10 protein-coding genes are annotated in these 12,432 nt (G+C 40.3%); 5 read left to right on the top strand and 5 right to left on the bottom strand.

The genetic code is table 11. The features are described 5' to 3' along the window. Positions 1–333: 333 nt before the first annotated feature. The 5 genes from M1F05_RS02275 to M1F05_RS02255 form a co-directional block, all read right to left on the bottom strand. Positions 334–1,608, bottom strand: coding sequence for a bifunctional O-acetylhomoserine aminocarboxypropyltransferase/cysteine synthase (locus M1F05_RS02275; protein ID WP_206086265.1), 1,275 nt, complete (start codon positions 1,606–1,608; stop codon positions 334–336). Between the two features lie 298 nt (positions 1,609–1,906). Next, positions 1,907–3,166 carry an aromatic amino acid transport family protein gene (locus M1F05_RS02270; protein ID WP_206086264.1) on the bottom strand — a complete coding sequence of 420 codons (1,260 nt, stop codon included), beginning with the start codon at positions 3,164–3,166 and terminating at the stop codon, positions 1,907–1,909. Between the two features lie 278 nt (positions 3,167–3,444). Next, complete coding sequence (gene dcuC, locus M1F05_RS02265; RefSeq protein WP_206086263.1) at positions 3,445–4,803, bottom strand: anaerobic C4-dicarboxylate transporter DcuC; 1,359 nt, start codon at positions 4,801–4,803, stop codon at positions 3,445–3,447. A 290-nt stretch (positions 4,804–5,093) separates the two neighbouring features. Continuing rightward, positions 5,094–5,552 carry a regulatory protein RecX gene (locus M1F05_RS02260; RefSeq protein ID WP_206086262.1) on the bottom strand — a complete coding sequence of 153 codons (459 nt, stop codon included), beginning with the start codon at positions 5,550–5,552 and terminating at the stop codon, positions 5,094–5,096. A gap of 63 nt (positions 5,553–5,615) precedes the next feature. After that, the gene (locus M1F05_RS02255) at positions 5,616–7,073 is read right to left on the bottom strand and encodes a DUF4026 domain-containing protein (protein WP_206086261.1); all 1,458 of its coding nucleotides are present in this window, start codon (positions 7,071–7,073) and stop codon (positions 5,616–5,618) included. A 253-nt stretch (positions 7,074–7,326) separates the two neighbouring features. Here M1F05_RS02255 and M1F05_RS02250 point away from each other — a divergent pair, with 253 nt between their 5' ends. From M1F05_RS02250 to M1F05_RS02230, 5 genes are all read left to right on the top strand, one after another. Beyond that, on the top strand, positions 7,327–7,509 hold the full coding sequence (locus M1F05_RS02250) for a hypothetical protein (protein ID WP_206086260.1): 183 nt from the start codon (positions 7,327–7,329) through the stop codon (positions 7,507–7,509). A 231-nt stretch (positions 7,510–7,740) separates the two neighbouring features. Continuing rightward, positions 7,741–8,742 carry a hypothetical protein gene (locus M1F05_RS02245; protein WP_206086259.1) on the top strand — a complete coding sequence of 334 codons (1,002 nt, stop codon included), beginning with the start codon at positions 7,741–7,743 and terminating at the stop codon, positions 8,740–8,742. Next, positions 8,742–9,887 carry a BamA/TamA family outer membrane protein gene (locus tag M1F05_RS02240; RefSeq protein ID WP_206086258.1) on the top strand — a complete coding sequence of 382 codons (1,146 nt, stop codon included), beginning with the start codon at positions 8,742–8,744 and terminating at the stop codon, positions 9,885–9,887. The genes M1F05_RS02245 and M1F05_RS02240 overlap by 1 nt, the downstream gene beginning before the upstream one ends. Next, positions 9,887–11,032: a DUF4056 domain-containing protein gene (locus M1F05_RS02235; protein WP_206086257.1), complete on the top strand. Its 1,146-nt coding sequence runs from the start codon at positions 9,887–9,889 to the stop codon at positions 11,030–11,032. The genes M1F05_RS02240 and M1F05_RS02235 overlap by 1 nt, the downstream gene beginning before the upstream one ends. A gap of 490 nt (positions 11,033–11,522) precedes the next feature. Continuing rightward, positions 11,523–12,329, top strand: coding sequence for a protein bax (locus M1F05_RS02230; protein WP_206086256.1), 807 nt, complete (start codon positions 11,523–11,525; stop codon positions 12,327–12,329). Positions 12,330–12,432: the final 103 nt, after the last annotated feature.

The raw sequence follows: 12,432 nt of genomic DNA, 5'->3' as shown, positions 1-12,432 counted from the left end.
GCTTGCCATTTTCTATTAGGTTATTATCATTGAGACAATTAAACCCCGCATAAACAAATCAATGATTACCCTGTTTTTCACATTGATATTTATAAACAATCAATAAATGAATGAATACCACATTTTATTCATCTTAAAAAAGAGATAAGAATCGAGTGTTAAGACTCGTTATATAAAAAATAGTTCATTCACGAAGGGGGATTCTATTAATATTTAAAAATTAATTAATTCTTAATGTTTAAAATTAAAATAAAAACCTTTTTATTTACGCTCAAACAAAAAAAACAGTCATGGTATTACCCATAACTGGTTTTTCTTGATAACAACTAACAACTATTTTGCAGCGACTAAGGCTTGCTCAAGGTCTGCAAGAATATCGTCAATATGTTCAATCCCGATAGATAAACGGATCATATCTCGTGAAACACCTGCTTGGGCGAGCTCTGCATCATTTAACTGACGATGAGTTGTGGATGCAGGGTGACACGCCAGTGACTTGGCATCACCAATATTCACCAGCCGAACAATCAGTTGCAGTGCATCAATAAAACGAGCCCCTGCTTCTTGTCCGCCTTTAATACCGAACGACATAATGCTCGCAGGCTTACCGTTCATATATTTCTGCGCTAACGCGTGCTCGGGATTACTGGGTAATCCCGCATATTTAACCCACTCTACTTGAGGGTGTTTTTCAAGAAAATTAGCCACTTTTAGCGCATTTTCTGTGTGTCTGTCCATTCTTAATGCCAAGGTTTCTAAACCTTGTAAAATCAAGAATGAATTAAATGGGGATAATGCAGCCCCCGTTCCACGTAAAGGGGCAACACGGCAACGAGCAATAAAGGCTGCTGCACCAAAGTGTTCAGTATAACTGACTCCGTGGTAAGCCACATCGGGCTCAATCAGTAGTGAGAAACGATTTGGATATTGTGTCCATGGGAATTTCCCAGAGTCAACGACCATACCGCCCAGTGATGTACCATGACCGCCAATATACTTAGTCAATGAGTGAACAACAATATCCGCGCCATGTTCAAAAGGTCGGCATAAATACGGCGTTGCGACCGTATTGTCCACAATGAGTGGTACGCCATGACGATGTGCAACTTCCGCCAGCGCAGCAATATCGACAATAAACCCAGCGGGGTTCGAAATAGACTCACAAAAAACTGCACGGGTTTTTTCATCAATCAGCGCTTCTAATGCCGCTAAATCATCGTGTTCTGCGAAACGAGTTTCAATCCCTAAGCGAGGCAAAGCATGAGCTAATAAGTTATAAGTTCCGCCATACAGCTTTGCAACAGAAACTATGTTATCCCCAGCTTGAGCAATAGTTTGAATCGCGTAGGTAATCGCCGCCATCCCAGAGGCAACCGCCAGCCCAGCGACACCGCCTTCCAGTGCAGCAACACGTTTTTCCAGCACATCATTAGTCGGGTTCATAATTCGCGTGTAAATATTACCCGCAACTTTTAAATCGAACAGATCCGCACCATGTTGCGTATCATCAAAAGCATAAGAGGTGGTTTGGTAAATCGGAACGGCGACAGACTTCGTTGTCGGGTCTGGAGAGTAGCCGGCGTGAATCGATAATGTTTCTAATTTCATTTGTTATCCTTGTTATGATGCACTGGAAAAACACTGCCAGATTAGGTATCGAGTAAGAGGTTCGATGCTGTGTTAACACTAGATATTACCTAAGACTCTTTGATAGACAACTATCTGAACTTGAAATTATTTCATATGAGTTAGTTCATTTTGTTATAACTGTGCGTGATTTTCATCCTCTTCATCTTAACCATCAGGTTATATCAATGTCGATGCTTATAACCTATTGCATCTTGATATAAAAAAAGCCACGCCCCGTAAGGCAGTGGCTTTCTCTGTACGTTATTTTCTCAGATATTTACTGAAACGCGCCGTAAATAACCGATGTAATAGAAGCTAATCCGCAGATAAAGGTAAAAATTTGCGCCAGTTTTGATGTGCTAAATTTCTTCATTGCAGGAATAATATTCATCGATACTACAGGCAAAATGAACAGGATAGCAGCAATCATTGGTGCCCCCATCGTTTCAATCATGCCTAAAATACTTGGGTTACGAATGGTGACAATCCATGTAGTAATCACGATAAACAGCATCGATACCATTTCAATTTTCTTTAGTGAGAAAGAAGAACGTGATTTGATTAAACCCACTAAGCCTTCATGAGCCCCTAAAAAGTGCCCAAAATAACTTGATACGATTGCGGCGAAGGCAACAATTGGGCCTAAATAAGACAGAATCGGGGATGGATTAATATTCGCAATATGCGATAACACACTGATATTTTGTTCTTTGGCAATAGCCAGTTCTGCTGGGCTCAACGATAGCACCACAGAGAAAACGAAGAACATCACAAAACCCGTGAGCATCAGAGCTGCGCCACCAGTGATCATATCAGTTTTGATAATTGCCTTATCACCAAATTGTTGACGTTGGTCTTTGGTAAATTGGCTAATGATTGGGCTGTGGTTAAATGAGAATACGATCAATGGGATCGCCATCCACACCACAACTGGCATTGAACCCCAGTCTGGTGCGACTTCTAGCATTGACATATTCCATTCAGGAATTAAATACAAAGATAGTGCTAATAAAATAAATACCAGCGGGTAGACCATAAGCGAGGTCAGCTTTAACATTAAATCACGGCCAAAAACCACGCCTGCTGTCATTGCTGCAATCAAAACACCCGATAATAACCAACGTGGAAGCGGGTCCATACCGATTTGATTCACGAGGAAAGAATCGACCGTATTTGTTATCCCAACACCATAAATTAATACAATTGGGTAAATCGCAAAGAAATAGGCAAAAGTAATAATATTTGCGCCTGTTTTACCGAAATGCTCTTCAACGGTATCGGTAATATCTGCATTTGGATTTTTAGATGATAAAACAAAACGTGCAAGCCCTTTATGCGCTAACCAAATCATTGGCGTTGCAATCAATGCCAACACGACTAATGGCCAAAACCCCCCCGCTCCCGCTTTGATAGGTAAAAATAAAACGCCTGCCCCAACTGCGGTACCGAATAAAGAAAGTACCCACGTAAAATCCTTATACGTCCATTTACTTACTGGCTTATCCGTAGCAACCACTGCTTTTTCAATTGTGCTCATAGTGTATTTTTCATCATTAACGTTATTAAAAAAAGATGAGCCGATTTTGCATTAAATGCGTACCAGTACCTAATTTAATCGCGTTATTTCACTCAACTTTTTGGCGTAGATCTCGTTAATAACGTTAAACAAAAAAATGAGTTGTCATTGTTCTGCTAAAAAATATTTTCCTACGTTATTAAAATAGTATTTTTTATATATAAAGCATTTAATTTCATGCAAACAAAAAAAATGGCTGGGTAAAGTTAACCCAGCCATTTATGGCAATCATTAAAAATTTACAGATGAATAGGGACTAAAATTTCAGTAGCAATAACCACAACAACCAAGCCCACTAAGACTGGAACTGAAGTTCTTTTCACTACTTCAAACGGTGAAATTTTTGCCATACCAGAAACTGCAACCACAACCCCTGAAACTGGGGACAAAGTACGTCCCAAGTTAGATGCTTGTAGCATTGGAATAACCAAGTAAGCAGGGTTAACTCCCATTTGTTTTGCTAAGTGTGGGATTAATTCCACAAAAGCATAGAATGGCGCATTACCTGAACCCGTAGTCATCGCCGCTAGCATGGTGATAATCACTAATGCAATCATCATCACAATAGCGCCTGACCCAAAAGATTGTGCAAGGTTAATCAACCCTGAAATAAAGCCAATTGTGCTTAGACCTTGCGCAAATACCCCAGCAGCCACTAACAGCATGACCACCGTTGCAAATGCATCCGCCATGCCTTTATAGCAAACTTCCAAACCACCATAGACGTGTTTAGCACTGAAACTGCGTAAAAATTCAATAATTGCAGCTAAAATAATACAGCCAACAATAATCGTAACAATGTGCAATTCAGGTGCCCATTTTCCGTCAAACACTAACACGCCAATAATGGGTGTGAAAGGTAAGATGGCATAGAAAGAAGGCGCATGAGTTTTGATTTCATTCACATCTAACATTTCTGTTTTAACGTGCTCTTTTTTATCGAGATAACGTTGCCAGAAGAAATGTGCAATCGACATCGCAACAATCGCAGCGATGGAAATCGGTAATGTGGTTTTAAAGGCAAAATCAATTAATGGCATTTCTGCAGCTTGTGCCGCCAAGATCACGTCACCCGATGTTGGAGCCAAAATAATTGCAGCAGGTGAAGCACAAATTGCAGCAGCTGCACCGCGGCTGATCCCAACGTTTACCATCACGGGGAATAAGGTTGCCATTAATAGCACCCCTAAGCCAGTTGCCGATGAAACCGCCAGTGACATCAAGCATGCTACAATATAAGCCGCTACCATTAATAAATACGGTGAGTTGATCATTTTCAGTGGTTTCGACGCGATTTTTACCACGACATCGTTGGCACCAATGTGTGTCATATACGACGCAAACCCACAAAGCACCATGATCATCATACCAAGGTCACCACCTCGGCTCATTAGGAGGAATTTAATGTATTCCAGAATGTCTGTTACACGCCACCCCGTCGTTGGAACAGAACCAGGTAAAATACTTTTTCCCATAATAGCGGTAATAATCAGCAGTAAAATACCGCCTGTCATTAACACGCCTGTTGCCGAATACCCTTTGATGATATAACGCCCAACTCCAATGGCGACAATGACGCCGATTAAGAGCTCAATCATTTGTTTCTCCTGCCTGTCTTATTTTGTAATTATAAAAAAAATTACTCTGCCTAATAGTTAAGCAAAATTCACTGACGATGATCATGTCAGCAGATGTTTTTTAATATAGAAATGAGTAAAAATACAAGAGAAATAAATAATAAATCTTTTTACTAACTTACTTTGCAGATAATTTTATCGATTATTATTTGAACACTGGAGGATAAGGCTTTTATTCATAAGGAAATGATGAGCGTGATAGGCCAACTTAACAACATGTCTGTTTATCATCGCTAATTAAATACGTAAATTTACCCATTAAAGAGTTCGTAAATCATATCACCAAAAAAACCGCGATATTGTAGATAACGAATTTGCTTACTTTTCTCTTTAAAATCATCGGGCAATACATCACCAAATTTTTTGTTGCGCACTTCAGCTGCTTTTTCAAACCAATCCACCTCAATATTGGCAAGGTGTTGGTCGACAAGTGTTTGAGAAAACCCCTTTTGGCGCATTTCTTGTTTGATACGTAGCGGCCCGTAACCTTTACGTACATAGCCTTGCAGTAATAGAGCAACCACACGGTTATCATCGAGAAAATGTTGCTCGCTTAATCTATCCAACACCTGTTCAATCACTGTTTCATCAATGATGCCGTCATTTTTTTCGTACATACGCCGTTTCATCCGAGCAAATAACTCAGCTTTTCCATAATCACGGCGTGAAAGCATAAACAGGGCGTATTGGTAAAGATCAGATTCATTCATCAAATTAAGCTTTTAACTGTCAATTGGGCGCATTGCGCGCCCAGTCTATCATGCCAAACGCGACTAATGAACTTGTGCGCCACTAAGCAACTTGTAAATCGTGTCAGGGGTGTAGCTGCCGTCTTGGAAATAAATTGTCCAATCCGTAATGTCATCACGGGTTAATGGATAAACCTCCCCTTCTTGCATTGTTTGCACATAGAAAGGATGGTTGATTAAGCGCCCTTCAAATTGATCCCCATTCCATGAGACAGGCTCGAACCACATGTGTTCATGGCCATCAAAGTCCTCTTCCGCATCGTGATAACCAATGCCACACTTCACTAAGAAACGCCATTCTGACCCTTGTTCTTCATCATTTTTACCGAGGAACTTAGCGAAGAAACCTTTTTTCTGCACCGCGGGTTTCGGGCCATAGTTATCCAACATATGGGTGAAATATTCCCAACGCAGCTTCGCTTTACGGGACATATCCGCCGTTTCTTCATCTGTGCGCATAAACATCATCGCATTTTGCTCTTCAAACCCTTCAAAGAAACTTTCCAGCGTTGGGTTTTCTTGCGTTACGCGAAATAACATGGCGGACGGGTGCTGGTGAGACTCGTCTCTATCATGCCAATCCCCCATAAAACGTTCAGATGTTTCATCACCAAATTCGAAATTCATCTCTTCCAGCGGTTTTAAATCATCCACTGGCGTTGATTTACCCACGTGCAACAATCCTTCCTCAAAAGGTAATGCCACCAAGTATTCATAACCTGATTGTGTTTGCCCAATAAAAATTGGCTCATTAAAGACAATTTTACCGTGGGTGATGCTGTTATTCACAAAACTCCAAAACAGTTCGGGAATACCATAATAAGAAGAAATCGGATGCGGGATAATAATTTCAGCTTCGGATAACCCACAACGCGCTAAACCATGGGTATGGAACCAGTACATAGTCGGCGCGCGTTCTTCTTCAGGTTTATCTTCGTTATCGTCTTGGTCATAAATCGCATGAACAACATATAAAGAATCAATACTTGGCATTAAATCATCAATTAATTGGAAATTTAACCACTCACGAGTAAAGACTTTCCCTGCCGCTGAAATATCCAGCCCTAATAATAAATCGGGCACTAGAATTTGGATGATTTTTAATTGCTGCAAGTAATTAACCAACGGTTGATCACGGAAAACACACTCGACAATAACCGCTTGTGCCGCAGCACTCGCTTCGGCATAGAGTTCAGGGGTAATGGGGTCAGTCGCAAAATAAGGATTAATTGTATAATCTGGGTCGCTATCCACTAACGCCACATAAAAACGCAGCTCTTCTTCCCCTTTTTTACAATTAAAGAAAAAACCGTCTTCATCAGGAATATAATCAATTTCACCTTCAGTGAAATAGGTTTGTTCTTCTAAACGCTGTTCAAGTAATGCAGAGGTTAATTCAGATGCAGGAATAGCAACCATCATGGAGGCTTCTTTTTCACCTTCACCTGCAGCTGTATCAAGGTAGTATTGTTTATTGTTCATTATTCAGACCCGTTAATAAGTGACTGAGGCGAGGATATCAGCTTATATTCATTAAGAATATTGTGAATATTCTTAACCAATTCAGATTGTGATTTGATCCCTCACATTTCATCTAAGTAGATAAATTATCATTATTCGACAATGATTTATTCTACTTTTCATACGCTATTGGCTAAGGCACAATAGTGCTCTTTCTTTTATTTCCCTTAAAATAACGGGTAAATAACTCCATTCCAATATAGGTGATGAAAATATGGCTGACTTAACAAAAGAACAAAAAGAATACGTTGATGACCTCGCGATGCAGCGTGTTTTCGATATGAATAATGACGATGTATTTGTAAATGCGTTAGAGCAAAAAATCCATCAGATGGAAGATCACCTAAAAGCCTATTTCCATGAGCGTGTCCGTTTTCACCAACAAAATAAGCCATAAACCCATTTTTTATTTAAGCCGATATGGTTCATATCGGCCTTATTCTTTACAACAGAATAACCATCTTAAATATTCCTTCAACATACTTGGGTTAACTTGACTTCGTGGTTTAAAAAGCATTAAGCGCCACCCGAACAATCAACATCAATGATAAAATTCCGACTAATATTGTGAGATTATCAATAAACCGCTTTATACACTTCATGATTCCCTAAATATTGAGTTAACTTTATGAAACGCATTCAACTCAGCACTGCGCTGATCCTTTCATCCTTTATAAGCATTTCTACCAGTTTTGCCGACAGTGACCGCCCTTTATTTTCAGTCACCATGAGTGAGTCTGGTGTCCCTCAAAATAATGGCCAAGGGGGTATTACTCGTTCTTCTTCCTCAGAGTCACGAGTATTGCCTATTTGGGGGGATGAAGCCCGTGCCAGAGGTTATGACTTACCTGAACCTTTTGGGGTGAGTTATGGGTATATGAATATGCGTCAAGACATTGTCGTAGATAGAATCGGTTTTATTACCCCAGAAAACCCTGGTTTTTCAGATGCATTGCATATTGAAGCTGGCCACACTCGACAAAAAAGTGAAACTCACACATTAAAGCTTGATTCATGGGTGTTCCCATTTCTAAACATCTATGGTTTATATGGTCACACAAAAGGTAAATCGCATACCACACTAAAAGGTGGGAGTATGGACTTTGGCGGTGGTTTTGTTATCCCATTAGATCCTATCCTCAAAGGTGAACCTTTTGATTTAGATTTTAAAGGGAAAACCTACGGTGCTGGTTTTACTTTAGCTGGCGGCTATAACGACTTTTTCACCACGTTAGATTTAAACTATACAAAAACCGATCTTGATATTATTGATGGGGATATCAAAGCACTTATTATTTCTCCACGTGTTGGTTATACTTTTACTTTCAATCCGCTCATTGAAGGACAAGGGGACACTAAAGTTCAAATATGGACAGGTGCGATGTATCAAGATATTACTCAACGATTTAAAGGTGATATTAGTAAACTTAACCTACCTGCTAAATTCCAAGGTATTATTGACTCCATGGATGAGCCTGGCATGAAATTCGATGTTAAACAACATCTTGCCCATAAATGGAATAATACGGTTGGAGCGCGCGTCGAATTTACACGTAACTTTAACGTTCTCACTGAGTTTGGTTTTAATAATCGCAATACTTTCTTTGTCTCAGGAGAATTTCGTTTTTAATGAAGCGATTGGCTCTTATACAGGGGCTGGCACTCGCTAGCCTTTTTATGCTCTTTCCTGCAAAAGCAGATATTTTCCCCGAACGCCCGCAAATCGATGGCTGGCTAAATGAGCTTGGGGGCGAAAACCACTTTGATGAAAGCAAAACGATTGATTGGGGCATTTTGCCTGGCCCATTTTATACCCCAGAAATGGGCATTGGTATTGGCACCGCACTGGTCGGGCTCTATCGAATAGACAAAGACGATAAAACAACACAGCCTTCTTCGATTGGGCTCAGTGGCTTTGCCTCCTCTACAGGTGCTTTTGGTTTAAATTTCACCAATTATAATTTTCTCGATAATGACCAGTGGCGGCTATTTGTCTCTGGCACAATAAACAACGTGCCAACCTATTATTGGGGAAAAGGCTATGCGGCAGGAAAGAATGACCATAATAAAGAAAAGTACCATTCTCAAGAATTTCAAATTACCCCAAGAGCACTTTATAAGCTAACCGATGCTACCTATGTTGGCCTTGGCTGGAACTTTTCATCCATCAATGCCAGTGATCCTGATGATGGTGCAAAAACCTACTTTGCAAAATCCGTGGGTGGACGGTCAGTCTTAAATTCAGGGATCAGCGCTTACTATAGCTTTGATACCCGCGATTTTTTACCCAACGCACATAAAGGCCAAACTTTTGAGGTAGTTTATACTTATTTTGCACCAAGCCTTGGTAGCGATACGCGTTTTCAAACCACACAGTTACAATATGCCTACTATCATGAGCTAACGCCAAACACCGTTGTTGCCCTTGATAACTATGCTCGCTTTGCGACAGGGAATGTACCATGGAACCAGCTTTCCCTATTAGGTAATGGCAACCGCATGCGTGGTTATTACGAAGGGCGTTATCGCGATAACAATATATTCACTAGCCAAATAGAAGTGCGCCAGAAGCTGGATTGGCGCCATGGTGTTGTCGGTTGGTTAGGCACAGGGACGATGAGTGATGCATCATCGGACTTAGGTAAAGGGCACTGGCTACCAACGGTCGGTGTAGGTTATCGATTTGAATTTAAACCAAGAATGAATGTGCGTTTAGATTTTGGCATGGGCCGTAACAGCTCTGGGGTTTATTTTCAGGTGGGAGAGGCATTTTAATGGGTAAGTGGTTGACTGCTCTAAGTTTTACACTATTTTTAGCCGCTTGCCAAAGCCGTGAGCCACTTGAGCTTTCCGCCATAAAACCTGTGTTAACCACATATTCATTCGAAGAAGCACCTCAAGCCTGGCCTGTGGTAACGTCATTGCCTCCTCCACAAGGCTTACGCGCCTGCTGCGCTTTCGGTTATAACCTACAAGCGGAACTGTGGGGGCTCCCCGTTCCATTTTATACTATCGATAATATTGTCGAAGCCGATAAACTTGGCGAACACCATTATAATGATAGCTTTTTGGGTGCGTCTGCAGCATTGATGGGGATAAGCAATGAGAAAATTGGCTTACTCTATACTGAGCAAGGCGGATTTATTGATATCTCCCATGTTAGGGATACCGCAGATTATACATTCTATTTGTTCAGCCAAATTTATTCGCGCCTCGGTGAAGCATGGTCACTAACACTCAGTGATGAACTTGCAGGCCGGCAAATCCATTTTAGCGCTTTCACACCGCCGCAATCCCCTGAACAACGCTATACCCTCAGCGCTTATCTTGCCGCGAAGCTTGCTTTTCAGCTAGCGGCTTGGCATGAAATCGCACAATGGTATGGTTATCAATCTGTCCCAGGTTTTTCTGAGGGTATTTCTGCATTTTCACCTGAAGACCTTTACTCGAATCTCCTCGGGGCACGCCTTGCGATGACTTTAATTCTACAGGGACGTGCAGCTTCTTTACCAATTTACTCACAATCAATGGAAGATATTTTACCGTTAGCCCTTGAACAATTAAGCAATACGGATAAAAAAACGACCCAGAAGATGTTTGATAGTGTAGATGGCTTATGGTGGAACAGTTACCGACGCGTACCTGAAAAATTTCTTGTTTTAACAAGGGACTACGAAATAAGTGATAGCCGTTTCCCTCTACTTCCTATGCAAGTGGTACCCACGCAACGCTTAATGCTAACCTTACCAAACCAATACCATCAGTATGATTTATCCTTACTGGCACAACTGCGCTTGCTCCCCACAAAACATATGGCGAATTTACCCATTCCTATTCAGTATTGGACTAAGAACGATTTTTCTTGGTTAGCTGAAGATGCAAAAAAACAGGATTTACAGCAACAAATATTGCAACCATAAACCGTTTTTCCTGCAATTTTAACGCGTCAAATTTCTCATATCTCCATCCATTATTTGGCAAGAAAAAAAGTCATTTCTTTGCACTTTTTTTCGTTATCGAACGTCATTTTTATTTAGCTTAGGTCTTCTCTATCACATCTAAGAAAAGGATGAGTTTCTTATTTTGGCTAAAAAACAACCTACCGATCGCTTATTTTTTAATCAAAGTAACCATAAAATAACTGTGCCATTTGTTCGTTTTTCAATCTAATTTAGCTTAAGTGAGAAGAATGGCAAAGGAAACACTGAAGATTTATTTATACATACACATACATGAACATACCATTAATGACTGAAATCTGATTAAAAATCATTTAAAACACAAAAACATAAAAAACACAACAAAATAATACAGTAGTTTTGCTAATGTTGGCTTGATAAATGTAGCTCGTGAAAAATTATTCTGCTACTATTCGCTCGAATTTTGTTCAGAGAAACTTAGGAGAAGCAAATGCCCTCTCGAACGATGAGGACAAAAGCCGTCTTCGCTTTCTTATTTTTATTATTATTTTCGAGCTTAAGTCTCGGCTCCACCAGTACCAGCAAAATGCTCAGTAAAGACTACTCAAGTAGCACTGTGCAAAATGTCAGTCAGGCTAAAACCTCACTGCCTGATTTGCGAAAATATCCCTCTGGTACGCCACGAAAGAAAGCATTTTTGAAAACGGTTGTCCCTGTAATTGAAAAAGTGAATAAGCAAATTTTGGAAGAACGTAATTGGTTGTTATCCGTTCGTGCAAATAAGAAGTGGAGCGCTCAAGAACTGCGCCGTCTTAGCCAAATTTGTGATAGCTATGGTGTGAAGTGTAGTAACCCAAAACGCATTAATTGGGACAAACTACTTAGTCGTGTTGACATCATGCCGACGCACTTAGTTGCAACACAAGCAGCAACAGAGTCTGGTTGGGGTACATCACAACTCGCTCAACAAAATGGTAATTTATTTGGTATGCGCTGCGGTAGCGGCTGTAAGGCCAACAAAGGTAAGATTAAAGGTTATTCGACCTACTCAACTGTAGAAGAAACAGTAACCGCCTATATGAAAAATATGAATACCCACAATGCTTATGAGTCTCTACGTACATCGCGAGCTAAGCAACGTTTATCAAAAGATGAGTTAGATACCAATAAACTTATCAACGATATGAAAGGGTACTCCGAGTTAGGTTCATCCTATAACCGCTATCTACAAGAAATGTACGCGAGTAACGAAGAATTGATTACACAAGCTCAAAAAAGAGCATCCACTCGCATCTAAATTTTTGTATCACCAGGTACAAGACATAAAAAAATCCACTTTGCTAAGTGGATTTTTTTTATTCTTTTTGAGTCGCATTTATTTGATTTTTGATTTTTGATTT

Source organism: Providencia sp. PROV252, assembly GCF_033676005.1.
Taxonomy (GTDB): domain Bacteria; phylum Pseudomonadota; class Gammaproteobacteria; order Enterobacterales; family Enterobacteriaceae; genus Providencia; species Providencia vermicola.
The sequence above is the reverse complement of the archived record's forward strand: the minus strand, read 5'-3'. Positions and strand labels throughout refer to the sequence as shown.

What these genes read in the sequence shown, in the direction of transcription:
- M1F05_RS02275 (WP_206086265.1), bottom strand. Translation starts at nt 1,608, where the DNA reads ATGAAATTAGAAACATTATCGATTCACGCCGGCTACTCTCCAGACCCG.
- M1F05_RS02230 (WP_206086256.1), top strand. Translation starts at nt 11,523, where the DNA reads ATGCCCTCTCGAACGATGAGGACAAAAGCCGTCTTCGCTTTCTTATTT.
- M1F05_RS02240 (WP_206086258.1), top strand. Translation starts at nt 8,742, where the DNA reads ATGAAGCGATTGGCTCTTATACAGGGGCTGGCACTCGCTAGCCTTTTT.
- M1F05_RS02245 (WP_206086259.1), top strand. Translation starts at nt 7,741, where the DNA reads ATGAAACGCATTCAACTCAGCACTGCGCTGATCCTTTCATCCTTTATA.
- M1F05_RS02250 (WP_206086260.1), top strand. Translation starts at nt 7,327, where the DNA reads ATGGCTGACTTAACAAAAGAACAAAAAGAATACGTTGATGACCTCGCG.
- dcuC (WP_206086263.1), bottom strand. Translation starts at nt 4,803, where the DNA reads ATGATTGAGCTCTTAATCGGCGTCATTGTCGCCATTGGAGTTGGGCGT.
- M1F05_RS02235 (WP_206086257.1), top strand. Translation starts at nt 9,887, where the DNA reads ATGGGTAAGTGGTTGACTGCTCTAAGTTTTACACTATTTTTAGCCGCT.
- M1F05_RS02270 (WP_206086264.1), bottom strand. Translation starts at nt 3,166, where the DNA reads ATGAGCACAATTGAAAAAGCAGTGGTTGCTACGGATAAGCCAGTAAGT.
- M1F05_RS02255 (WP_206086261.1), bottom strand. Translation starts at nt 7,073, where the DNA reads ATGAACAATAAACAATACTACCTTGATACAGCTGCAGGTGAAGGTGAA.
- M1F05_RS02260 (WP_206086262.1), bottom strand. Translation starts at nt 5,552, where the DNA reads ATGAATGAATCTGATCTTTACCAATACGCCCTGTTTATGCTTTCACGC.